The organism is Dactylosporangium sp. NPDC049525, from assembly GCF_040676755.1.
GTDB lineage: Bacteria > Actinomycetota > Actinomycetes > Mycobacteriales > Micromonosporaceae > Dactylosporangium.
In genome coordinates, this window is the sequence record NZ_JBFAPO010000012.1 from 72,624 (window position 1) to 96,548 (window position 23,925).

Annotated in this window: 19 protein-coding genes; 7 read left to right on the forward strand and 12 right to left on the reverse strand. The window is 71.5% G+C overall.

The window, feature by feature from the left end; all coding sequences use genetic code 11:
* Positions 1–125: 125 nt before the first annotated feature.
* From AB0K00_RS19535 to AB0K00_RS19575, 9 genes are all read right to left on the reverse strand, one after another.
* On the reverse strand, positions 126–1,589 hold the full coding sequence (locus tag AB0K00_RS19535) for an FAD-dependent oxidoreductase (RefSeq protein WP_363522566.1): 1,464 nt from the start codon (positions 1,587–1,589) through the stop codon (positions 126–128).
* Positions 1,590–1,603: 14 nt separating this feature from the next.
* Positions 1,604–2,005 carry a DUF4440 domain-containing protein gene (locus AB0K00_RS19540; RefSeq protein ID WP_363522568.1) on the reverse strand — a complete coding sequence of 134 codons (402 nt, stop codon included), beginning with the start codon at positions 2,003–2,005 and terminating at the stop codon, positions 1,604–1,606.
* A 174-nt stretch (positions 2,006–2,179) separates the two neighbouring features.
* The gene (gene asnB, locus AB0K00_RS19545) at positions 2,180–4,030 is read right to left on the reverse strand and encodes an asparagine synthase (glutamine-hydrolyzing) (RefSeq protein WP_363522569.1); all 1,851 of its coding nucleotides are present in this window, start codon (positions 4,028–4,030) and stop codon (positions 2,180–2,182) included.
* Positions 4,031–4,295: 265 nt separating this feature from the next.
* Positions 4,296–5,405: a DUF1996 domain-containing protein gene (locus AB0K00_RS19550; RefSeq protein WP_363522570.1), complete on the reverse strand. Its 1,110-nt coding sequence runs from the start codon at positions 5,403–5,405 to the stop codon at positions 4,296–4,298.
* A 9-nt stretch (positions 5,406–5,414) separates the two neighbouring features.
* On the reverse strand, positions 5,415–6,257 hold the full coding sequence (locus tag AB0K00_RS19555; RefSeq protein ID WP_363522571.1) for a DUF4142 domain-containing protein: 843 nt from the start codon (positions 6,255–6,257) through the stop codon (positions 5,415–5,417).
* Complete coding sequence (locus tag AB0K00_RS19560; RefSeq protein ID WP_363522573.1) at positions 6,257–6,910, reverse strand: hypothetical protein; 654 nt, start codon at positions 6,908–6,910, stop codon at positions 6,257–6,259. Before AB0K00_RS19560 ends, AB0K00_RS19555 begins: the two co-directional genes overlap by 1 nt.
* A 130-nt stretch (positions 6,911–7,040) precedes the next feature.
* Complete coding sequence (locus tag AB0K00_RS19565) at positions 7,041–7,643, reverse strand: sigma-70 family RNA polymerase sigma factor (RefSeq protein WP_363522575.1); 603 nt, start codon at positions 7,641–7,643, stop codon at positions 7,041–7,043.
* 6 nt (positions 7,644–7,649) lie between these two features.
* Positions 7,650–9,113 carry an NADH-ubiquinone oxidoreductase-F iron-sulfur binding region domain-containing protein gene (locus AB0K00_RS19570; protein WP_363522577.1) on the reverse strand — a complete coding sequence of 488 codons (1,464 nt, stop codon included), beginning with the start codon at positions 9,111–9,113 and terminating at the stop codon, positions 7,650–7,652.
* On the reverse strand, positions 9,110–10,237 hold the full coding sequence (locus AB0K00_RS19575; RefSeq protein ID WP_363522578.1) for a hypothetical protein: 1,128 nt from the start codon (positions 10,235–10,237) through the stop codon (positions 9,110–9,112). The genes AB0K00_RS19570 and AB0K00_RS19575 overlap by 4 nt, the downstream gene beginning before the upstream one ends.
* 730 nt (positions 10,238–10,967) lie before the next feature.
* Between AB0K00_RS19575 and AB0K00_RS19580 the strand changes: the two genes are divergently transcribed.
* The 3 genes from AB0K00_RS19580 (at position 10,968) to AB0K00_RS19590 (ending at position 15,381) form a co-directional block, all read left to right on the forward strand.
* On the forward strand, positions 10,968–13,736 hold the full coding sequence (locus AB0K00_RS19580) for an AAA family ATPase (protein WP_363522580.1): 2,769 nt from the start codon (positions 10,968–10,970) through the stop codon (positions 13,734–13,736).
* Positions 13,737–13,804: 68 nt separating this feature from the next.
* Entirely contained in the window at positions 13,805–14,596 is a 792-nt protein-coding gene (locus tag AB0K00_RS19585; RefSeq protein ID WP_363522582.1) for an alpha/beta hydrolase, read from the forward strand.
* The gene (locus AB0K00_RS19590) at positions 14,593–15,381 is read left to right on the forward strand and encodes an oxidoreductase (RefSeq protein WP_363522583.1); all 789 of its coding nucleotides are present in this window, start codon (positions 14,593–14,595) and stop codon (positions 15,379–15,381) included. The genes AB0K00_RS19585 and AB0K00_RS19590 overlap by 4 nt, the downstream gene beginning before the upstream one ends.
* A 79-nt stretch (positions 15,382–15,460) precedes the next feature.
* Here the strand turns inward: AB0K00_RS19590 and AB0K00_RS19595 are convergent, their stop codons facing one another.
* The gene (locus AB0K00_RS19595) at positions 15,461–16,417 is read right to left on the reverse strand and encodes an AraC family transcriptional regulator (protein ID WP_363522585.1); all 957 of its coding nucleotides are present in this window, start codon (positions 16,415–16,417) and stop codon (positions 15,461–15,463) included.
* A 113-nt stretch (positions 16,418–16,530) separates the two neighbouring features.
* Between AB0K00_RS19595 and AB0K00_RS19600 the strand changes: the two genes are divergently transcribed.
* Positions 16,531–19,284 (forward strand): AAA family ATPase, encoded by a 2,754-nt coding sequence (locus tag AB0K00_RS19600; RefSeq protein WP_363522586.1) that lies wholly within the window; start codon positions 16,531–16,533, stop codon positions 19,282–19,284.
* Here the strand turns inward: AB0K00_RS19600 and AB0K00_RS19605 are convergent.
* Positions 19,250–19,837 carry a ferritin-like domain-containing protein gene (locus tag AB0K00_RS19605; protein ID WP_363522588.1) on the reverse strand — a complete coding sequence of 196 codons (588 nt, stop codon included), beginning with the start codon at positions 19,835–19,837 and terminating at the stop codon, positions 19,250–19,252. The two genes, AB0K00_RS19600 and AB0K00_RS19605, sit on opposite strands and share 35 nt — an antisense overlap.
* A 167-nt stretch (positions 19,838–20,004) precedes the next feature.
* On the opposite strand from AB0K00_RS19605, the gene AB0K00_RS19610 reads away from it, so the two are divergent.
* Genes AB0K00_RS19610 through AB0K00_RS19620 form a run of 3 tightly spaced genes read left to right on the forward strand, consistent with a single transcriptional unit; the run spans position 20,005 to position 21,986 of the window.
* A complete protein-coding gene (locus AB0K00_RS19610) occupies positions 20,005–20,310 on the forward strand; it encodes an antibiotic biosynthesis monooxygenase (RefSeq protein WP_363522590.1) in 306 nt (101 codons plus the stop codon).
* A gap of 36 nt (positions 20,311–20,346) precedes the next feature.
* A complete protein-coding gene (locus AB0K00_RS19615; RefSeq protein WP_363522592.1) occupies positions 20,347–21,339 on the forward strand; it encodes an alpha/beta hydrolase in 993 nt (330 codons plus the stop codon).
* Positions 21,336–21,986, forward strand: a complete 651-nt coding sequence (locus AB0K00_RS19620; protein WP_363522594.1) for a methyltransferase domain-containing protein — start codon at positions 21,336–21,338, stop codon at positions 21,984–21,986. The genes AB0K00_RS19615 and AB0K00_RS19620 overlap by 4 nt, the downstream gene beginning before the upstream one ends.
* Before the next feature lie 56 nt (positions 21,987–22,042).
* Here AB0K00_RS19620 and AB0K00_RS19625 read toward each other — a convergent pair whose 3' ends face one another.
* The gene (locus AB0K00_RS19625) at positions 22,043–23,824 is read right to left on the reverse strand and encodes an ATP-binding protein (protein ID WP_363522596.1); all 1,782 of its coding nucleotides are present in this window, start codon (positions 23,822–23,824) and stop codon (positions 22,043–22,045) included.
* Positions 23,825–23,925 lie beyond the last annotated feature (101 nt).

The following is a 23,925-nucleotide window of genomic DNA, read 5'->3' on the forward strand; positions in this document are numbered from 1 at the left end:
TCGGCGTGCTCGTGCTTCGACCTCGCTGGCAGCGCCACAGCGCGGTAGACGGCCGAGAGTCATCGGTGGATCCGGGACGGCACCGCCATGGCTGGTGCCGTCCCGGGTCTCAGGCCGGCCGGCGCTCAGTGGGCCGCCGCAACCCGCTGGGGTCTGCCCTGCAGGGCGATCCGCTGGAAGACCTCGGCCTGGGTCGGGTAGCAGTGCACCGTGTCGGCGAGTGCTTCCAGCGTCAGCCGGTTCGTGATCGCCAGCGTCAGCTCGCTGATCATCTCGCCGGCGTGTGCTGCCACGAGGGTTGCGCCGGCGATCTCGCCGCTGTCGCTGCGGGTGTGGATCGCCCCGTAACCCTCGTCCTCGCCGTCGATGAAGGCCCGCTCCACCTTGGTCAGGTCGAGCCGGTACGTGTCGATGGCGACGCCCTCGTCGCGGGCCCGGCGTGGGGCCAGGCCCACCTCGGCCACCTCGGGATCGGTGTAGGTGCAGTGGGGAATCACGAGGTCCCGGGCCGGGCGATGCGCTGCATCCAGGGCGTTGGCGATGCAGAGCCGCGCAGTCGCGTTGGCTGCGTGCGTGTACTTCAGCGGGAAGGTCGCATCTCCGGCGGCATAGATGTCGGGGTTGGCGGTGCGCAGGTACGCATCCACCGCCACGCCATCCCCGGCGTCGTGGACCCCGGCCGCGTCCAGGTTCAGATGCTCGACGTTCGCCTTGCGGCCGGTAGCGAGCAGCAGGGCATCGTACGGCAGCTCGCGTGTCCCGCCGGCGCCGAGCGCCAGCAGCCGGCCGGCGCCTGCCCGTACCGCCGTAAATCCCAGATGCAGCCGAATCCCTTCCTGCTCGAACCGGTGGCGGATCAGCTCGCCGGCCTCCGGCTCGTCCTGGGACAGCAGGGTCATGGGGTGGCTGACCAGGTCCACCTCGCTGCCGAGGCGGCGGAAGGCCTGGGCGAGCTCGCACGCCTGCGGGCCGCCGCCGATAACGACCAGCCGGGAGGGCTGCTCGGTCAGGGCGAAGACGGTCTCGTTGGTCAGGTACTCGCCGGTCCGCAGACCGTCGATGGCGGGCACCACAGGCTCCGATCCGGTGGCGATCACCGCCTTGCGGAACCGCAGCGGCCGGCCGTCGACCTCCACGGCGTTCGCGGCGGTGAAGCGGGTGTGGCCGAGGTAGACCTCCACCCCCGCCTCCTCGGCCATCTGGACCGCGTCGCCGGCGCTGCTCATGGAGCGCATCCGGCGGACCCGCTCCATGACCACGCCGAAATCGGTTCGGGGCGGGGCGTCGAGCCGGAATCCGAACTCGGCTCCGCGGCCCGCATCGTGAACCGCGCGTGCGCACCGGATCAGCGCCTTGCTCGGCGTGCAGCCGAAGTTGACACAGGTGCCCCCGGTCAGCCGTTGCTCCGTCATCGCGACGCGGTGCCCGCCTGCGGCGGCCGTCGTGGCGGCGGTGAGGCCGGCAGGTCCGCCGCCGACCACCACCACGTCGTAGTCGCCACCGTCGCGGTTGACCCAGTCGGGCGGGTGGCCCTGGTGGATCGTCCGCCGGTTGTACACGTCGTCCGGGTACAGCTCGATGGTCGTCATGGCGCACCCCCCCGTCACACGGGCTGTCGTACCGCGGTCCCAAGACGGTTGTCGATCAGGTACCGCCAGCGGCCGTCGGAGCCGCGGCGCGCCACATCGCTGGCCGTGCCGGCGACGTGCACGTGCCGGCCGTCGGGACCGGAGCCGTCGATCGCCCAGTCGACCACGATCTCGGCGATGTCGCCGGCCACGAACACATGGCGCGCCTTGGCCGCCAGCGGCAGGCCGAGGCTGATGTCGCGCTCGAGCTCGGCCGCGACCTCGGCGCTGTCGGTGACGGTCCGCCCGTCGTCGGCGACGAGTACCGCCCCCTCGTACAGGGTCATCAACTCGCCGACCTTGCCGGAGTTGAAACGCTCGACCAGCGCGGGGATGACGCCCTCGGGTGCCGTGGGGAGGGAAAAGGACTCGGACATCGCGATCTCCTCTCCGGGTTGGTGGAGTTGCGATGGCTCCCACGCTATCGGCGAGTGATGGGGTAACTGGAGGAGGAGGCGGGTGATGGCCGTCCTAGAAGATCACCCTCCATTTCACGAACGCATGCGGATGATCGTCTTCCCGCGACGCCGCTCGGTCGGCTTATGCCTCGATCAGGTGAGCGCCAGCCGGACCGGGTAGCGGCGCAGCCACAGGTTGAGGCCGAGCAGCAGCTCGACCGAGCGCCGGCTCATCCCGAACCCGCTCTCCTCCAGCGGGGCGGCCAGCGTCTCCCGGACCCGCGTCGGGTTGATCAGCTCCGCGATCGGTGCCTGCGGGTCGTCGACGACCTCGATCAACGACTGGCGCAACGTCCGTTCGTACACCGGATCCTGCGTCGACGGGTACGGGCTCTTCTGCCGGCGCAGAACCGACTCGGGCAGCAGGTCGGCGACGGCGGCGCGCAGCACGCTCTTCTCCCGGCCGTCGAATGCCTTCATCGACCACGGCGTGTTGTAGACGTACTCCACCAGCCGGTGGTCGCAGTATGGCACTCGGACCTCCAGCCCGTGCGCCATGCTCATCCGGTCCTTGCGGTCCAGCAGGACCTGCAGGAATCGGGTCAGGTGCAGATAGGAGATCTCGCGCATCCGGTGCTCGACCGGCGACTCGTCGGGCAGGTGATCGACCTCGGCCAGCGCCTGCCGGTAGGCGGCGTCCCGGTACCCGTGCAGATCCAGCGCGCGCTCCAACTCCGGGGCGAACAGCCCCTGTGTGCTGCCCGATCTATCCGGCAGCGCGGTCAGCCAGGGGAACCCGTTTGCGTTGACCGCGGTGGGGTCGTGGAACCAGCGATACCCGCCGAACACCTCGTCCGCCGACTCGCCGGACAACGCGACGGTCGAGTGCTCCCGCACCGCGCGGAAGAGCAAGAACAAGGAGGTGTACAGGTCGCCGAGGCCGGTCGGGATGTCGTTGGCGACCATGACCTCCGTGCGGTACAGCGAATCCGTCAACTCGCCGCTGTTCAGCATGATGTCGGCGTGCTGGGAGCCGACGTGCTTGGCGACCTCGTGGACGTAGGGCGTGTCCGGCTCCGGCCGCATCGCGTCCGGGTGGAAGTGCTCAGTCTGCCCGACGAAGTCGACCGCGAACGAGCGCACCGGCCCGAGCCCCTGTTCCCGCAACCCGAGAGCGGCGAGCGCGGTGACCGCCGACGAGTCGAGCCCACCGGACAGCAGGGTGCACAGCGGTACATCCGCTATCAACTGCCGACGAATGATGTCTTCCAGCAGGTCCCGCACGGTGTGTACGGTCGTATCGAGGTCGTCCGGATGCGGCCGCGCCGACAGCCCCCAGTAGCGGCGCGTCCGAGTTCCGTCTCGGTCAACGACAACAACGTGGCCCGGCCGGACCTCGTGTACCCCGCGATACACGCCGTGCCCCGGCGTCTTCACCAGCGCCAGCAGCTCCCGCAGCCCGTCAAGGTCCACCTCGGCCGACACGTCCGGATGGGCCAGAATGCTCTTCGGCTCCGAGGCGAAGAGCACCCCGTCCGGCGTCGGATGGAAGCACAGCGGCTTCACCCCCATCCGGTCCCGGACCAGCAACAGGCGCTGCTGGCGGCCGTCCCACACCCCGAAGGCGTACATGCCGTTGAGCCGTTCGGGGAAATCCTCGCCCCACTCGAGGTAGGCGTGGAGCACGACCTCGGTGTCGGAGTCGGTCCGGAAGTCGTGTCCGAGCGCGTGCAGCTCCGCGCGCAGCTCCCGGTAGTTGTAGACCTCCCCGCTGTAGGTGAGGGCGACGGTCGGCTGCCGGTCCTCTTCGGCGAGCATGGGCTGAACGCCGCCCGCCAGGTCGATCACGGCCAGCCGGCGATGGCCGAAGCCGCAGTGCTGATCGAGCCAAAGCCCTTCGGCATCGGGTCCGCGGAGCGCGGCGGTGGCCGTCATAGCTCGGAGCGCCGACTGCTCGTGGACCAGATTCCGGTCATACGCGACCCATCCGACAATTCCACACATAGTTGGCCGGTACCCATCCAGCGCCGGGCACAATCGCCCGCAAACGCCTGACTTGCGACGTGCGGCGTGGGCCCGACCACCGAGACCCAGCGGGTGCGTTCCGGGGGTGGAGACTGGGCGTACGTGATGATGCAGGTGGCGAGGCTGAGGAATGCTTCGTGGATGTCGTCGCGGCGTTCTCAGCTGAGTTTGTCGCTGATGCCCGGAGCATCCGGGAGGGGTGGACCGCACCACCCACCTTGAGGCAGTGCGGGTCCACGGAAATCTAGCAACGGCGGCCGCTGTTGATGCACTGCACGGCGAAGTTCATCAGCTGCGCCGACATGACATTGGCGAAGTCGCCGTGGTCGGTGATCGGGGCGTGCAACTGCTCCGGGAACGAGTCCAGTGCGAAGCCGGTGCCGTTCTGCCGCTCGTACGACAGGACCATCCGCAGCTGCGGCACCGCGACTGTGCCGCGGGGGCAGCGCCCGGACGAGTTCGGAAACACGATGTGCGAGCGGTGGTTGGCGCTGTCGGTGTTCTTGCCGTCCCAGCAGCTCGGGAACTCCAGGATCCGCTGGATCTGGCTGCCCTGCGGGCACAGCGGATACTTCGTGGTCGTCCGGTTCGCGAACCCGCTGCACGTCCATTTGGCGCGGGCGTTGGCGGGCCCGTTGGTGAGCGCCTTCGCGTCGCCGGTGATGACCCGCAGGAACTGCGGCATCGCGCGGACCTTCGCCTGGCTGTTGCCGCCGAACTCCAGCCGCACCGACGCGGGCTTCAGGATGATGCCGACGTTGCCGTCCTTGCCGCCCCCGTCGGCGTTCTGATCCGAGCCCTGCTTGCCGGTTCGGCGCAGCACCGGCCAGTAGTACGTGGACCGGTCGTCTTTCACGCAGGTGGTACCGGCGGCTGCCAGACTCTCGTTGGTGGAGTTGCCGTCGGCGGAGACGTTGCCGACGTAGTCGTGCGTGTGATGGGCACCGTTCGTCACGCCGGGCGCCACGATGAAGTTGTCCGAGTTGTGGTGCCCCTCGGCGTTGGTGCCACAGACCGAGACGAACGTGCCGGTGGACGCCTGGCGGCCGGCCTGGCTTCCGCGGCCGGCCGGGCGGACCTGGCGGATGTCGATGAAGTCGCCGTTCGCCGGCCCACCCATGTCGGCATGGCACTTGTCGGGGACGTTGTGCACGTGCCCCCCTTTCGACCCGGCGCACTCCGGCGCGGGCCCCTGGTCGTTGGGGATCCTTGCGGCCAGGGCGAGCGCGTCCGGTTCTTCCTCCGCGGTGGCCGCGTGGGTGACGGACAGCATCGCGCCGATCACCACGATGGCGGCGGCGAGCGCGGTCCACCACCGGATCGGGCGTCTCCTTCGTTGCTGCAATGTGCTCACGTCCTCTCGTCAGAAGGTGCGCCGCGCACGGAATGCACGGAGTGCGCGGAACGCGGCGGTGCCCCCGCCGGCCAGGACCAGTGCGACGACGACCCAGAGGGTCTCGCGGTAGCTCGCCTCGCCGGGGGTTGTGTTGCTGCCGGTCGCCGCGGCGGCCGGCGTGGGGAGGTCCTCGAAGTCGACGTTGCCGATGCTCTCCAGCAGGGTCATGTGCTTCATCACGACGTTGACGGCGGTCTGCGCGAAGGACCGGACCAGTTCGTTGCGGGTGCCCGAGCGGACCGACCCGACGAGGGCGAAGACCTTGCCGTGCGCGGCGCGCAGCCGGTTGGCGAACGTGCGGTCGAACTCGCCGCCCCGCTTGCCGTCCAGTTCCCGGACCCAGCCCTGCTGCTCGGCGCTGGCCTCGTTGGGCAGGGGCACGCCGAGCTGGGCGGCGACCTGCCGCACCTGCGTGTCGAGGCCATGATGATCGGTGGCCAGCTGCGCGCCGACCTCCTTGACCCGCTTGTCGGCGGCGTGGTCGCGGGCGAGCTGTCCGGCCGGACCCTCCCAGAGGCCGGCCTGGCGAACCTTCACCAGCAGCTCCCGGTCGGCAGGGCCGATCATTCCGAAACTGGTCATGGTCCAGCCGTCGGGCAGCTCAGTGGCAACGATTCCGGTGCCGGTGACCGCGGCCGGTACGACATCGTGGTGGTGTTCGGGCGCACTCGTTGCGGCGTCATCGCGGGCGCGCAGCGACGGGACGAGCAGCACCGCACCGACGATCGCGGCGAGCAGCGCCCACCACGGCCACCGCCCGCGACGCGCCAGCCAGTTCGTGCCGGCGGCGCTGCGATGCAGCGAACTCATCAGTACCCGTATCCGTTGCCGGCGCTGGTCGACTCCGCCGGGCCCGCGGCTGCCGAGGCGGCAGGTGGCGTGACCGCGGCGGGTGCGGGCGTCGGCAGGCAGGTGAGGTTCTTCTTGCCGGTCGGGGCGACGACGAACCAGGTACCGCCGACGTTCTGACCCTTCCAGGCGCCCGGCTTGGGGTCGCCGATGTACCGGTAGACGGGCCAGCCGGCCAGGGTGATCTGCCGCGAGCCGTCCCCCCGGATGACGGTGCCGACGATCGCGGGGTCGACACCGGCGAGATCCGGGTTGCCGTCGGTGATGGCCGGCGGCCACACCTGGGCGCACTTGGCTTCGCACGCTGACTTCGAGGGGTTGGCGGTGTCCTTGTCGAAGCGGTACAGCACCCAGCCCTTCTGGTCGACGACGACCTTGCCCATCTTCGGGATGGTGACCGCCTTGAGGGACTCGGTGAGCGGCTGCGGCGGCGCCGTCGACGCGGGCGGCGCCGAACTCGGCCCTGCCTCGGCGTTGGCCAGTGCCGGCGCCTGCTGCTGTCCCGTGTCGTAGCCGCCCTGCGGGGCGCATCCGGTCAGTGCTGTCAGGCCTGTCAGGGCGGCCGCCGCCACAGCGCAGCCGGCCGGGGTAACGATGAACCTCCGTGCTGCCACGTCGTCCTCCTCGTCTCCGTCGCTCGCGTTCGTGTTGCTCGTTCCGCTGAGGGGTACGCGACGGGAGGGGGAGGGGACTGAACGGCTCCACAGTGGACAAATTCACAGCGATTTCTGGCGCAGCATTGAACTAGTGCCGGGTTTCGCCCGTACCACCACGGTCGTCGAGTGCGACCCGCAATGCGCGCAGGGCGTAGTACACCCGTGACTTGGCCGTGCCGATCGGCAGTCCGAGCAGTTCGGCGACCTCGTTCACGGTGCGGTCGCGCAGGTAGGTCTCGACCAGGATCTCCCGGTGCGCGGGGCTGAGGCTGCGCATGGCGTCCGCGACGACGAGATTGGCGATCACGCGGTCGGTCTCGTCGTTGAGCCACAACGCTTCCACGTCCTGGTCGTAGGTTTCGGGGGCGCGCGCGCTCGCGCTGCGGTATTCGTCGATGGCGATCCGGCGGGCCACGGTGAACAGCCACGGCCGCAACGAGACCGCGGCGTGCGGATCGAGCTTGTCGGCGTTGCACCACGCGCGCAGCAGGGTCTCCTGCACGATGTCCTCGGCGCGTTGCCGGTCGCCGCCGGTGATGCGCACGACGAAGCGCAGCAACGCCTCCGCGTGCTCCTGGTACAGCACGCGGAGCAGTTCGTCCTCGGGGTCGCACCGGGCATGCCGGGGCCGGCCCCGGTCGTGGACGCCGACCTGGCCTGCGACGTGATCTCCGCGGTACGCCTGATGCATCAGCCACTACCGCTTCGATGCCGCCATGCGCAGCGCGAGCGCCGGGCACGTCGCCACCGCCTGCGCCGCTACCGGTTCCAGTCGCGTCGGCACCGGAGTGTCGAGGAACGCCGGGAATCCGTTGCCGTCCAGATGGATCAGGTCCGGCGCGATCTCGGCGCAGAGCCCGTGACCGTCGCACCGCGACCAGTCCACGGCCAGGCGCAGTGCGCCGTCCTCGTCGCGGTCCGGCACCGGCAGGGTCCCGGCGACGGGGCGCCCGCAGTCGCCGGCGCGGGCGTGCCGGGCCAGGTCGTCGGCGAAGACCTCCAGCGCGGAGGAGGCGAAACCGGCGGTGCCGTCGGGGTGTCCGCACGCGCCACGACCTTTCACCGCCGTGGCGGCGGCCCGGACCACGCCCGGATCGCCGGCGCCGGATGCCACCCCGTCGACCGCGCGGGCCAGGTCCGGCAGGCCCAGCCGGCACGGTCCGCACTGCCCGGCGGACTCCGCCGCGAGGTAGTGCACGACCCGGGCGACCTCGCCGATCGGACAGGTGCCCGCGCCGATCGGGAGCATGATCCCAGCGCCGAGCGCCCCGCCGACGGCGGTGAGCCCGTGCCGGGAGACCTCGGCGCGGTATGCGGTCGTCATGTCGATCCAGCGACCGTGGAAGCCGCCGGTCAGCACGGCGGGACCGGCGGGCACCTGGCACACGTCGAGCACCTGGGCGAGTGGGGTGCCGGTCGGGCACTCCACCACTGCCGGCGACGCAGCGCTGCCGGTCACGCTCAGCAGGACCGTCCCGGGCTCGTCGGTGCCGGCCTCGCGGTACCGTCGAGGGCCCATCCTGGCGGCAATCGCCAGCTGTGCAAAGGTTTCCGCGTTGGACAGCAGCGTCGGATGTCCGCCGACACCTCCATCGCTCGCGCGGCGCTTGATCCCCGGCGGGATGTATGGCAGGCCGTTGATGCCCTGCACGAGCGCGCCGCCCTCGCCGGAGATGAACCGGTGCGGCACCCGGATCGCCCGTGCCGGCGCCGGAAGCTCATGCTCGGCCAGCGCGGCGAGCATCGACTGCTCACCGACACCATCGTCGGCGACGCAGACGACGATCTCCTCCGCCCGCAACGCCCACGCGACCAGTGCGGCGCCGTCGAGGATGAGATGCGGTGCGCGGGTCAGCAGGACCTTGTCCTTCCAGGCCGCGGGCTCACCTTCGGCCGCGTTGACCACCACGACCGGGGCGAGGGTGCGCCGGTCGACCGCGTCGACGACGGCCCGCAGCTTGCGCGCGAACGGGAAGCCCGCGCCGCCGCGGCCGGTCAGCCGGATGTCCTCGGCGAGCGCGATCAGGGCGCGCTGGGACAGCGGGCCGAGCGGCCCATGGACCTGCAGATGCGCGTGGAGCCCCAGCCGTTCGGCGCGCTCGAGGCCGGCGGTGAGCCGGGCCGGTCCGATCGAGCGCACGGCCGGCAATGGGTTGCTCACCTGGCCTCACCCCGAAGCTGCGCCCAGTACTTGATGTCGTCGTCGTCCAGGTCGTGCGACTTCCGGCGCGACCGGCGCCGCATCGCGCGGCGTGTGTCGAGGTTGACGAGGGTCGGCGTGTCGTCGTCGGGGTAGCGGTCCTCGGGTTCCGCCTGCTCCACCTTCGCGCGGCGCGCCTCGAACCGGTCGCGCAGGGTCAGGCCGGGGGACTCGTTCGCTGTCGTGTGCCGGCCGGTCTGGCTCGTGGGCGTGAACGGAGCGGCCGTGCCCCGGTACGTGGCCGTGGCTGGCTCATCGCGGTGGGGCATCTGCCGATCGTGCAGGTCCCGTTCCTGCCACAGCTGCTCCGCGGATGGTGCATCCCACCGGAACCGGGTCGCCGTCCGTCCCGGCGGTGCGGCCCGCCGCGCGGCCGGAGCGGGCACCGGCCGTCCCACCGGCGCGATCGTCGTCGTGGTCCGGTCCGCGGCCAGTTGCTGGCGGCGCCGGTGGTACTCCGCCGACAGCCGCAGGCCGAGCGCGACGGTCGTGAGGAACACCAGGATGAGGTAGCTGGTGGTGACCCAGACGGCCGCCGGGCGCCCGGCGTTGAGCCCGTGCGTCAGCGCCACCGGCCAGGACAGGTAGGCCACGGCGTGCAGCGGCCGCCACAGCCCTGGCCGTCCGCTCTGCGCGAAGCGGGCCCGCACGATGCCGCTCCACATCACGGTCAGCATCAGATACGCCGCGACGCTGCCCAGCCCGATCTCGAACGGCGCCGAGGTGAATGGCACCAGCGCGCCGAACACGCCGACCCGGCTGGCGGCAAGCTCGGTGCCGATGTGCAGCGCCAGGCACGACACCGCCACGATGCCGAGGGTACGGTGCACGGACTGAACCCACAGCCGGTGCCGGGCCAGCAGCAGGATACGGTCGGTGGCGACGAGTCCGGCAATCACGGTGAGGGTCAGCGTGACGAGCGTGAACACGCCGCCGTAGAAGCGCAGGAAGCCCACCAGTCCGGTGAGCACCGGCCGCCCGCCTTCGGTCATGACGCCCAGCAGGACCAGGCCGGCGAGCACCAGCAGGCTGACGTTGATGGCGGATGGTTGCCCGCCCCGAGCTGGAGGATACCGTCGAACCATCGTTTATCCTCAATCTGCGTAACGCTGCCGACGCATTGTGTGACGATTTCGCCCCGTTCGGCGAGTCCAACCTAGGCAGGCTCGGTGGAACCGGTCAATTTAAGTTTCATCGAATAACTTCGGCTGATCAATAATGACGGTTTAGGGTTCGTTAATGAATTTACTTGATCCAGTTTGGCCAGATCGGGCCGCTCGTGCGGTCATTTCCGCGCATCTAGGATGCACATGCAGGGTGTCGGGGCAAGGGAAGACATTGATGCTCATCGAAGTGAGTGGAGACCTGATTTCAAAGGTTCGCTTAAGCCGGCGTTAGATCCGCTTTCGGTGATCGGCTGTGGTTTTGAAGGCCAGTGTTCGGGCCGCTACGCCGGGTGATCGCCGGCCCTGGCGACGGTCGCGGGAAACGGGGCACCGGATGGTCGCTGGTTTGGGCACCACGCCAACGTTCGCCCCGTCGAGAGGCTTGCCGAGCTGACCACTTCCCGCAGGCGCCGCGCGGTTCGTGGCAGACGTGCGCGCCGGTCGGGCGGCCTGTGGCCCGTGCTGTGTCTCGGGTGGGGACGAGGTCGTGCTCGGCCGAAGGCCACCGCCTCCAGTTCGCGATGAAGCGGCGCAGTGCGATTTCGCGATACCGCCGCCGCACATCGCTCGGCGGGGCGCTCCGGTGTCGGCTCCTTCGTTAGGTCTGTCACGGTGGACAGCGGGGCGTGGTCACGGTTAGCTCGGTGCTGTGAGCGCTCCCACCTCTCGCCAGCTCATCGGGCGGGACGACGAAATGCGGGTCCTGGCCGGGCACCTTGACGGGGTCGACGTTCAGGGGCGCGCGATCGGCCTGATCGGTGAGCCGGGCGTCGGCAAGAGCGCGTTGCTCGCCGAGGTCGTGGAACAGGCCCGGGCGCGCGGCTTCACGGTACTCAGCGCACGAGGCAGCCAGTCCGAGACGCATCTGCCGTTCGCCAGCCTCCACCAGGTGCTGAGGCCCCTGCTGGCCGGGGCCGACCGGTTACCGGCCCAGCAGCGCGACGCCCTGCTCGCCTGCTTCGCCATGGGGAGCTCCAGCGAGGTGAACCCGTTCTTCGCGTTTCTGGCGGTGCTGGAGCTGCTCGTCGACCTGGCCCGGCGGACCCCGGTGCTCGTGGGGCTCGACGACCTGCTCTGGATGGATCAGCCGTCCATCGACGCGCTCGCGTTCGTCGCCCGGCGGATCGGCAGTGAGCGGGTCATTGTGCTGGGTGTGTCGCGGCCCGGGCCGCTGCCGTTCGCCGATGCACATGCGGTCGAGTGGATGGAGCTGGGCGGGATCGACGACGGGGCGGCGGCCGCGTTGCTGGACGAGCGGGCGCCGCGGTTGCCGGAGGCGGCCCGGGAGCGGGTGCTGCGGCAGGCCCGTGGGAACCCGCTCGCCCTGGTCGAGTTCGCCGGTGCGCTGGAGTCGGGGCGGTACGCGTGGGCCGAGCTCGACGACGACCTGCCCATGACGAAACGGCTCGAGCGGGCGTTCGCGGCGCGGGCCGAGCACCTCGGGGCAGCCGCGGGGGCAGTGCTGACCATCGCCGCCGTGGACGACGGTGACGACCTGCACGACGTGCTCGCGGCTGCGGGGATGCTGCACGGGGCGCCGCTGGACCGGATGGCGGCGCAGCCGGCGCTGGAGCACGGACTGCTGATCGTGGTCGGCGAGCGGTACCGGATCGGTCATCCGCTGGTCGCATCTGCGCTGCGGCAGGCGATGTCGCCGGACACGCGGCGCCGGGCGCACGAGGCGCTCGCCCAGGTGCTGGCGGCGCATCCGGACCGGGCGGTGTGGCATCGGGCCTCGGCGGTGTCCGGGCGGGACGAGGACATCGCGGCCGCGCTGGAGCAGGCGGCCGGCAATGCCCAGCGGCGCGGGGCGACCGCGTCGGCGGCGGCGTGGCTGGAGCGGGCGGCGGCGCTGAGCCCGGACCCGCAGGACCAGGCCGGCCGGCTGCTCGGTGCGGCGGAGCTCGGGTTTCAGCTGGGCCGGTTCAGCCAGGTGGAGCAGATCAAGACGCAGGTCGCGGGTATGCCGCTGCGGGCGCGGGACCGGTCGCGGCTGATCTGGCTCGAAGGGGTCTTCCACGACGGCTCGACGGGGGAACCCGCGGAGGTGCGGCACCTCGTCGACCTCGCCGGCCAGGCCCTCGACGGTGACGTCGAGCTGGCGGTGCAGCTGCTGGTCGGCGCGGCCCGGCGGGTGTGGTGGCGCGACCCGGGTGAGGGGCTGCGGCACGAGATCGTGCAGGCCGCCCAGCACCTGGGCTTGCCGGACGGCGACCCGCGACGGCTGGCGATCTTCGCCCTGGCCGAGTCGCACGAGCAGGGGCCGGCGGTCATCGAACAGCTAGCCCGGTGGCCCGCCGACGCCGGTGGGCGGCCCGACCTGGCCGGGCTGCTGGGCATCGCCGCGTTCTGCACCGGCGACTTCGGCCGGGCGGTCGCGTTCCTGTCCACGCCGGTGCAGGAGCTGCGGGCGCAGGGCCGGATGAGTCTGCTCGCCGAGGCACTGGCGATCCGGGCGTGGGCCGAGATCTACCTCGGTACCTTCGACGCGGCGAGCTCGGCCGACGAGGCCATGCGGCTCGCCGACGAGACCGGCCAGTCGCTGTGGGCCGCGACCGCGCGCATCGCCGTGGCCCTGATCGACGGGGTCGGGCGCGGCTGGGACACCCGGCACGACCTGCTGGCCGAGGCCGAGCTCGTGGCCCGGCGCACCCCGAACGCGGCGTCGTCGCTGCTGGCCGGCGTGCAGCTGGCCCGAGGGGTTGCCGAGCTGGGCGCCGACCGGCCCGACCCCGCGTTCCGGGAGCTGCACCGCGTCTTCGAGCCCACCGACCCAGCCTTCCAGCGCCAGCAGCAGGTGTGGACGCTGAGCCACCTGGCCGACGCCGCCGTCCACACCGGCCGGCACGCCGAGGGCCGCGACGCGCTGGCCGCGATGGAGCGGCTCGCGGGCGCCTCACCCGCGACGGGGTCGATCATCGCACTGGAGTACTCGCGCGCGGTCCTGGCCGAGCCGGCCTCGGCCGAGCCTCTGTTCAAAGCGGCCATCGACGGCGCGAGCCGGCCGCTGCCCTGGCACCGGGCCCGGGCCGAGCTGGCCTTCGGCTCGTGGCTGCGCCGGCAGCGCCGGGTCGTCGAGTCCCGCGACCCGCTCCGTGCGGCCCGTGCCGTCTTCGAGTCCGTCGGCGCCCGTACCTGGGCGCAGCGGGCCGACCGGGAGCTGCGGGCGACGGGTGAGCGCGGCTGGCAGCCGGCGGCCAACCCGCGGGACCGCCTGTCGCCGCAAGAGACCCAGATCGCCGAACTGGCCGCGCAGGGCCTGTCCAACCGCGAGATCGGCCAGCGCCTGTTCCTGTCGCACCGCACGGTCAGCTCGCACCTGTACCGCATGTTCCCCAAACTCGGCATCGCCGCCCGCGGCCAGCTCGCCGAGGCGCTGTCGAGCCACGTGCAGTCACCTGACGCTACTCAAGACTGAAGCCCGCGGCGCCGGTGTCGCCTACGGTCGTCACGACTGCCTGTGCTCGTAACGAGTGGAGAACAACCGTGACCACGCCCGTGCTTTTCATCCATGGCCTCTGGCTGCATGCCTCGTCCTGGGACCCGTGGACCGACCTGTTCCGCGCCAACGGCTATGACCCGCAGGCCCCCGGCTGGCCCGGCGACGGCGAGACCGTCGAGGCGTCCCGCGCGAACCCCGAGGCGATCGGCGATCACGGTATCGACGATGTCGTGGCGCACTTCGCCGCCATCATCGAGCAGCTGCCGTCGGCCCCGATCCTGATCGGGCACTCATTCGGCGGCATGATCGCCCAGAAGCTGCTGGGCCACGACCGCGCCCGGGCCGCCATCGCCATCGACGCCGCGCAGATCAAGGGCGTGCTGCCGGTACCGCTGTCAGCGCTGCGGGCGACGCTGCCGGTCTTCAAGAACCCGGCCAACGTGCACCGGGCCGTGTCGCTGACCCCGGAACAGTTCCGCTTCGCGTTCGCCAACACGGTGTCGGAGCAGGAGTCCGACGAGTTGCACGCGCGCTGGACGATCCCGGCGCCGGGTAAGCCCCTCTTCGAGGCGGCCACCGCGAACTTCAACCCGCACTCCCCGGCCAAGGTCGCCACCGAGAACCAGAACCGGGGGCCGCTCCTGCTCATCGCCAGCGGCAAGGACCACACCGTCCCGGAGTCGGTGACCCGCTCGACCCTGAAGCAGTACCGCCATTCCGAGGCCGTCACCGACATCCTGACCTTCCCGGAGAAGGCCCACTCGCTGACCATCGACTCCGGCTGGCGCGAGGTCGCCGACACGTGCCTGACCTGGCTGAAGGAACATTCCCTGTGAACCTGGGTCTGACCGGCCGCCGGGCCGTGGTCACCGGCGCCAGCAAGGGCATCGGCCTGGCCGTGACCCGCGCGCTGTTGCAGGAGGGCGCCCGCGTCGCGGCGGGCGCCCGGCACGCCTCGGCCGAGCTCACCGCCACTGTCGAGGAGGCCGATGCCCTCGTTGTCCTCGCCGACCTGACCACCACGGCCGGCTGCGCCGCGCTCGTGGACGCGGCCGTGACTCGCTTCGGCGGCGTCGACCTCCTCGTCAACAACGTCGGCGCCGTCCACCCGCGCACCGGCGGCTTCCTTTCGGTCACCGACGAGGACTGGCAGCAGGCGCTCGAGGCCAACCTGTTCTCGGCCGTCCGAGCCACCCGGGCGGCGTTGCCCCACCTGCTGGCCGGCGCCCCGTCGGCCATCGTGACCGTCTGCTCGGTGAACGCGACCCTGCCCGATCCCGGCGTCATCGACTACAGCGCGGCCAAGGCGGCGCTGCGCAGCTTCTGCAAGTCGCTGTCGAAGGAGCTCGGCCCGTCAGGCGTCCGGGTCAACACGGTGAGCCCGGGACCGGTCGAGACCGAGCTCTGGCTGGGCCCAGGCGGCGTGGCCGACACGCTCGCCCGGGCCGGCGGCGTCGACCCAGCGGCCGTGCGGGCAGCCGCCGTTGCCGGCACCGCGACGGGCCGCTTCACCCGCGCCGACGAGGTCGCGCAGGTGGTGCTGCTGCTCGCCGCCGAGACCGCGGGCAACATCACCGGCACGGACGTCATCATCGACGGCGGCCTGGTCAGCACCATCTGAAAGCGTCCGGCGATGCGTGTCCGACCAGCTGGCTGAACACGCATCGCCGGATCGTCCGTTCGGTCGATCATGAGCACGCCTACGCCCGACCGCTGCACCCACTACCCACACCGATCGTTGATCCAGACCAGCGCAGCCGGGTGGCGTCCTGACTGGGCGGGCAGCCGAACTGGCGGCGGTATTCGCGGCTGAACTGCGACGGGCTGTCGTAGCCGACCCGGCGGCTGATCCCGGCGATGTCGTTGGGGTTCGCGGCGAGTTGGAGCCGGGCGTGCTGCAACCGGATCTGTTTCTGGAACTGGATCGGGCTCATCGCGGTGACGGCCAGGAAGTTGCGGTGGAACGCCGAGACGCTCATGCCCGCCTGCTGCGCCACCTCCTCGACGCGGAAACGCTGCGCGTAGTGGTCGCGGATCCAGCGGACCGCGCGGGCGACGTGGCTGAGGCTGCTGTCCGGGCGACCGAACTGACGGATCATCGCGCCCTGCTCGCCGGCGATGAGCCGCCAGATGATCTCGCGTTTGACCAGCGGCGCGAGCACAGCGATGTGCTGCGGCTCGTCGAGCAGGCGCACGAGCCGGACGACGGCGTCGAGCAGTGCGGCGGGTGCGGTGCTGACGGCGAGCCCCGGGGGTGCGTCGACCCTGACGTCCGGGAGGTCACCCGGCGCCGCCTGCAGCAGGACGTCGGCGACCGCGGCGGGATCGAGGTTCAGCCCGACGCCGAGGCCTGGCCGTTGTGGGCTGGCCTCGGTGAAGTGACTCGTCACGGGCAGGTCGACCGAGGCGACGAGATACTGCCCGGCGTGGTAGTCGTAGACGCGGTCGCCGAGCGCGAACCGTTTCCTGCCCTGGGCGACGACGGCCATCACCCTGCCGTACGTGGCCGGCGCCGGCGGGTACGGCTCGTCCGCCCTGAAGATGAGGACGTCCTCGATGGCGGTCCGCAGGTCGGGCCGGGCGTGCCGGGCAAGCAACGTCCGAAGCTCGTGCAGAGCACACGGCGCGTCGAGATCGTCGGGGGCGTCGGGGACCATGGTGCGATTTAACCGGCGGAGGACGCGGCTGCACAGTGAACCCGGCAGGATCTGGCAAGACGTTGCGACCTTTGGGCAACGGATCCGGTCCACCGGGCTGATTTCATGGGTACTTGACCAGGATCGAACTCTTCGGGCGCGTTGGCGAGCTTGACCAGCTTGCCGGGTTCCTCGACGGCGTGCGGGCAGACGGTGACGCGCGGCTGCTGTGGGGCGAGCCCGGCGTCGGCAAGTCCTCCCTCATGGCCGCCGCGGCCGAGCTCGCCGCCGCGGCCGGCATCCGGGTGCTGCGGGCGTCCGGGTCGGAGTTCGAGGCCGACGTCAGCTACTCGTGCCTCAATCAGCTCCTGCTGCCGGTCCTGGCCGACCTCGAGCGTCTGCCGCCCGGCCCGCGGGAGGCGCTCGCGGTGGCGCTCGGCTTCGGTGCCGGCCCGCCCCCGGACGCGTTGCTGGTCTGCAACGCCGCGCTGCTGCTGGTGCGGGCGGTGGCCGCCGACCTGCCGGTCGTGCTGCTGATCGACGACGTCCAGTGGATCGATCGCGCGAGCGGCGTGGTCCTCGGATTCGTTGCCCGCCGCCTGCAGGGATCCCGGACCGGCCTGCTGGCCTCCGCCCGGACAGGCACGGCCAGCTTCCTCGATCCGCGCGGACTGGCCGACATCGTCGTGCCGCCACTCGACGACGCGGCGGCCGGGGAATTGGTCGACACCAACTTCCCGGACATGCCGGTCAGGATCCGGCAGCGGCTGCTCGGCCTCGCCCAGGGCAACCCGCTGGCGTTGATGGAGCTGCCGTCCACGTTGCTCGGCGCGGTCCAGCGTACGGCGCTACGCCCCGACCTGGTCCCGCTCAGCGACCGGCTGCAAGCGATGTTCGCCTCGCGGATCACCGATCTGCCCGAGCCGACCCGCCGGCTGCTGCTGCTCGCCACGTTCGAGGGTACCGGCGACGTCCGGGTGCTCAGGGCCGCCCTCGGCGACCGGCTCGGCCTCGCCGACCTCGCCCCGGCAGAGCGGGCGCAGCTGGTCCGCGTCGACGACGCCACCGCCCGGTTCGCGTTCCGGCATCCGCTGATCCGCTCGGCGATCGTGGCGACCTCCACGCATGAGGAGCGCCGCAGCGCGCACATCGCCCTCGCCGGTGCGCTCGACGGCGACCACGAGCGCCGCGCGTGGCACCTGGCGGCGGCCGCCACAGGACCGGACGAGGCCGTGGCGGAGCTCCTGGAGGACTCGGCGCATCGCATCATGCTGCGCGGGGACGCGTTCGCCGCCATCGCGGCGCTGATCCGCGCCGCCGAGCTGAGCGAGACCGGCGCCGCCCGAGGGCGCCGGCTCGCCGAGGCCGCGTACATCGGCGCCGAGGCCGGCGGCGCCGGCGACGACGCGAGGATGCTGCTCACCGACGCGCGCCGGGCCACGCCGGACTCCGCCGGTTCGCTGCACGCCGCCAACGCGGCCGCGTTCCTGATGCTCAACGGCGACGGCGACGTCAACACCGCGCACCGGCTCCTGGTCGGCGCCATCGAGACCGGCGAGCACGGATACCAGGCCCACGATCCCGCGTTGATCGAGGCCATGCACACGTTGCTGCTGCTGTGCTGGTACGGCAGCAGCCCCGACTACTGGGAGCCGTTCCACCGGGCACTGCGGCGGCTCGCACCGCGGCCGCCCGACGTCCTCGCGCTGGCCAGCCGGACCTTTCCCGACCCGGTGCGCACCGGGGCGGCGGCACTGCAGCAGATCGATGCCATCCTCAGCGCGCTCACCGACGAGGCCGACGCCTCCCGCATCGTGCGGGTCGGCACGGCGTCGGTCTACCTGGACCGGCTGGGCGACTGCCGCGAGTCCTCGTGGCGGCTGGTCGAACAAGGCCGGGAAGGCGGACCACCCCGCCGGCACCTCGGCGCCCTGATGCACCTGTGCCTGGACGACTACCTCACCGGGCGATGGGACGAGGGCGAGGCACTCGCCCTGGAAGGGCAGCGGATCTGCACCACCGGCGGCTTCCCGTTCTTCGCGTGGTACTTCCTCTACAACCGGGCCGTCATCGCCGCGGGCCGGGGGCGCTTCGACGAGGCATACGCACTCGCCGACGAGATCACCCACTGGGCGCTGCCCCGAGGTGTCGCCGCGGCGGCGATCTTCGCCCACCACCCGCGCGCGCTCGCCGCCTCCGGCCAGGGCGACTACGACGCCGCGTTCCTGCACGCCGCCGCCATGAGCCCGGCCGGCGTGCTGGCCTCGCACGTGCCGCACTGCACCTGGGTCATGTTCGATCTGATCGAAGCGGCGGTACGCACCGGGCGCACGGTCGAGGCCAGAGCACACCTCGAGGCGATGCGGGCCGCCGACGTCGCCGGGCTGTCGAGCAGGATGGCGCTCATCCAGGCCGGTGCCGAGGTCCTCGTCACCGGCCACGCGCCGGCCACGGCGCGGCTGGAGTCACTGCTGACGGACCCGACGGCCGAGCGGTGGCTCTTCGAGGCGTCCCGGATCCGGCTCGCACTCGGCGAGCGGCTGCGCCGCACCGGGCCCGTGTCACAAGCCCGCGGGCACCTGCTCAAGGCACGCGAAGGATTCGCCGCCATGGCCGCCGGGCCGTGGCTGGAACGCACCCACGGCGAGCTGCGCGCCACGAAGTTCCGGCTGCCCGAGGTGCCGCCGGACGGCCCGGCCGTCCTGACCGCCCAGGAACTCCAGATCGCGGAACTGGCGGCGAGCGGCCTGACCAACAAGCAGATCGCCGAGCGCCTGTACCTGTCGCATCGCACGGTCGGCGCCCACCTGTACCGGATCTTCCCCAAGCTTGGCGTCACGTCGCGCGCCGGGCTCAGGGACGCGATGTCGAGCCCTCGCCCGCGGTAGCCGCCGCGGCGCCGGCGGTCGCAGCCAGGGCCTGGGCGCCGAACTGGTCCGCCTCCGCCTCCTTGTCCTCCAGCAGCCGTTCCAGCAGCCGCCGGGTCGTTGGGTCGTCGTCGCCGACCCAGCGCACCGCCTCCTGCAGCGTCTGGACCAGGATCCGCGCCCCGACGAGATCCTGGGTCGCGATGCCCGTGAGGTCCCCGTCGGCGAACGTGCGGAAGGTGACGCGTGAGCGGGCCGTCAGGTGCTGCGGGTCATGGTCGGCGTCGAGCCCCAGCTGCCGGATCCGTGCCGCGAGCAGCCGGGCACTGCCACGGTCGCGGTCGGCGCAGGCGAGCAGGAACTCCACGACCGGCCGGTCCGACGGCGCACGGACGAGCAGCGCGTGCTGCTCGTACTGCAACGACGACACGACCATGCTCGCCAGCAACACGTTGAGCAGCCGCGCCACCGCCGTCAGCTCGGCGCGGTTGGACGGTGTGACCGGCCCGTCGTCGAGGTCGAACAGGGCGCGGTCGCGGACCTCCCGCGTGCGCAGGGCGGCTGGTCTCTCCATGCCCACGATCGTCGGACCCCGGGCCGCCGCGGCACATCTGTCGAACGACCTAACGTCACCGGCCGCCGCAACCTGCCGGATCGAAGACGGATGACAGCAGCGCGCCGAGCCGGCGGCGCCGAACAGTGGAACCCGACGAACCCGACCGATGAAGGAGCACCACCGCCATGAGCATCACCCACGGTTTCCACGCCACCATGACCGCACGGCCCGGCAAGGGCGACGCGCTGGTCGCCCTGCTGCTCGCCGCGCCGTCGCTGCCGCACGAGGACTGCGTCGTCTTCCTCGTCAGCCGCTCGGCCGCCGACCCGGACGTCGTGTCCGTCGCCGAGGGCTGGACCAGCCGCGAGGCGCACGCGCAGTTCTTCGCCAGCGAGACGGCGCAGGCGTTCGTCGCCGAGGTCCAGGCGCTGGTGGCGGGCGAGTCGCAGTACACCGACGCCGTGCCCGTCGGCGGCAAGCCGGCGTTCTGAGCTTTCGCGGTACCCACCAAGAAGAAGGAGCCGATCATGACACCGACGCGACCCGACCTCGACCCTGAGCTGCGCACGCTGCTCGCCGAACTGCCGCTCTCCTCGGAGCTCAACCCGGAGCTGCTGGCCCAGATCCGCCAGCTGCCCTCGACACCGGTCGACACCCTCCCCGACGGACGCCCGATCGACCGGTTCGAGGTCACGGCCGCCGCCTCCGACGGCACCCGGATCCCGCTGTCCGTCCTCAGCCCCGCCCAGACCGCCCGCAGCGGCGTGGCGCCCTGCGTCTACTGGATCCACGGCGGCGGGATGGTCATGGGCGACCGCTACTCGCAGATCGACATCCCACTGGAGTGGCTCGACCGGTTCGGCGCCGTCGTCGTCTCGGTCGACCACCGGCGCGCACCGGAGGCCACGGGCACGACCCCGGTCGACGACTGCTACCACGGCCTGCTGTGGACCGTCGAGCACGCCACGGCCCTGGGCATCGACCCCGCCCGCGTCATCGTCGCCGGCATCAGCGCCGGCGGTGGCCTCGCCGCCGGCGTCACGCTGATGGCCCGGGACCGCGGCACCCCCGCGATCGTCGCGCAGATGCTGATCTGCCCCATGCTCGACCACCGCAACGACACCACATCGAGCCGGCAGTACTCCGGCGAACCCGGCGTCTGGACCCGTGAGATGAACGCATTCGGATGGCGGTCCGTCCTGGGTGACCTCACCGGCGGCGACGTGCCCGGCTACGTCTCGCCGGCCGTGGCCGCAGACCTCTCCGGCCTGCCGACGACGTACATCGACGCCGGCACGGCCGAGGTCTTCCGCGACGAGGACGTCGACTACGCCACCCGCCTGTGGGCCGCGGGCGTCCAGGCCGAACTGCACGTCTGGGCCGGTGGCTTCCACGGCTTCGACGCCCTCTACCCCCACACCCGCGTCTCGGCCGCGGCGCGGCGCACCCGCAATAACTGGCTCACCCGCGTGCTCAGCGCGGTCCCGGCCGCTCGTACCCCGGAAAGGACCGCATCGTGACCACCGTCCTCGGCGCCACCCGGCCGGCGGCCGCCGCCCCTGCGGCGCACCGCACCGCGTTCCTGCGCGAGTTCTTCCGCGACCCGTTCACCGTCGCCGCCGTGACACCGAGCGGCGAGCCGCTGGCCGACGTGGTCACCGCGACCGTGCCCCGCACCGGCGAACCACTGATCGTGGAGCTCGGCCCCGGCACGGGCGCGTTCACGGCCGCCATCCAGCGCCGGCTCGCCGGCCGCGGCCGTCACCTTGCCGTCGAGGTCAACGAACGCTTCGCCGCGCTGCTGGCCGCACGCTACCCGGACGTCGACGTCGTGGTCGCCGACGCCCGCAACCTCCGTCACGTCCTGGCCCAGCGCGGTCACCGCCAAGCCGACGCGATCGTGAGCGGGCTGCCGTGGGCGGCGTTCACGCCCGGCCTGCAGGACGACGTCCTCGACGCGGTGACGGACGCACTCGCCCCGCAGGGAGCGTTCACGACCTTCGCCTACACGTACACGCGATGGGCGCCGCCGGCCCGCCGGCTGCGACGCTCACTGGTATCGCGCTTCGAAGAAGTCGTCCTCAGCCGGACGGTGTGGGCGAACGTGCCGCCCGCGTTCGTCTACTACTGCCGCCGGCCCCGCACGTCGGCGCCGGCCGGGGGATGACATTACCGATGCTGAAGCTCGCCCTGTGCCGATGCCGGCCGCGGCGCACACAGCGATTATCGGGGTTCGGCCACGGTTGTCGTCTCTGAGTTCGCGGTTGGACGGGTGGCGCTCTGTGGGCGGCGGCTGTGCGGTTGCGGGGCAAGGATGCCGTCCACCGCGTCGAGCAACTCCCGTACCACGATGGGTTTGGTGAGGTAGGCAGTGGCCCCTTCGGCCAGCAGTCGCTCGACGTGGGGCCGGGTGGCGTCAGCGCTGAGCACCACCACCGGCACATCGCTCGTCGCGGGCTCGGCGCGCAGCCGCCGCATGACCTCCTCACCGGGCAGGTCGGGCAGATGCAGATCGAGCAGCACCAGATCGGGCCGGTGCTCGCGCGCCAGGTCCAACGCGACGCCGGCCAGCATCGCCGGGATGAGCGTGATGTCCGGCCGGTGCGTGAGGATCTGCTCGACCAGCCGCACGTTCTCCACCATGTCCTCCACGTAGAGGACCCGTTTCGGCCCGTCGTAGGCGGGCGCGCGCAGCACCTCGCGGTCCACCGGCGGCGCGACGACGGCCGGCGCGGCCGCCTCCGGCAGCTCGATCGTGAAGGTGCTGCCGCGCCCGTGCATGCTGGAGACGTCCAGGGTGCCGCTCATCGACTGCACCAGGTGGCGGGACAGCGCCAGCCCCAGCCCGGTGCCTTCGATGCCCGCCTGCGCGGCGTCGAGCCGCTCGAACGGGGTGAACAGCTTCGCCAGGGCGTCCTTGCTCATTCCGCGACCGGTGTCGGTGACGGCGATGCGAACGCGGCCATGCGGTTGGTGCGCCACGGTGACGGTGACGCTGCCGGTCGGATGGTTGTACTTCACCGCGTTGGACAGCAGATTGAGCAGCACCTGCCTGAGCCGTTGGTGGTCGGCGGCCACGCACAGATCCTCGGGCAGCGGCGGGATCGGGGTGAGATCCACCGCGTTGGCGTCGGCCAGCGGGCCGATCAGGTCCAAGGCATCGGCCAGCAGCGGACCTAGCCGCACCGCTTCCACCGACAGCGACAGGTGCCCGCCCTCGATCCGGGAGATGTCCAGCACGTCGTTGAGCAACGCGAGCAGATGCTTGCCCGCCTTGACGATGATGCCCACCCATTCCTGGTACTCGCCGTCCAGGTCAGACAGGCGCAGCAGGTCACCGAAGCCGAGGATGGCGTTCAACGGGGTACGCAGCTCATGGCTGGCCCGCGACAGGAACTCGTTCTTCGCCTTGTCCGCCGCGCGTAGCGCTCGCACGGCCACGGCGAGTTCCTCCGAGCGGCGCAGGATCTCCGCCTGCATCTGCTGCGTGCGCTGCGCAAGATCGCTGCTGAGCTGCCGAGCCGCATCACCTTCCTGCTGCAACCGCACGAATTCGGTGACGTCCTCCACCCGGTGAACGATGAAGGCCAGCTGCCCGTCCGACCCCAGCACCGGCACGTTGCGCGGACTCCAGTACCGCACCTCGAACCCGCCACCGGCCGAGGCCGGGCGTTGCACGTCGTACTTCTGCACCGCCATCGTGTCCGGCACCCGGCCGCTGCGCACCCGGTCCAGCGACGCACGGAGGTTGGACACCCCGGACGCGCCCGGGTCATCCGGGTTGTCGGGGAACACCTCGAAGATGCCCCGGCCAAGGATCTCCGACCGGCGCGTCATCGTCGCGGACAGGTACGCGTCGGTCGCCGCGACAATCCGCAACTCCCGGTCCAGCACCAGAAACAGGCCGGGCGAAGCCTCGAACAGCGCGCGGAAATCCGTCCCCGCGAGCGGCCCGGCGACCCGCGGTCCAACACCAAACCCAGCCCAACCAGGCGAAGCGGTCACCCTTCCGATGGTAGGCACCCCTTGGTGCGGTTGACCGCCGACCGCAGCGATCCGTGCCCGCTGAGGGCACCTCCCGAACCGTCGGACGTCCCAGGTACACC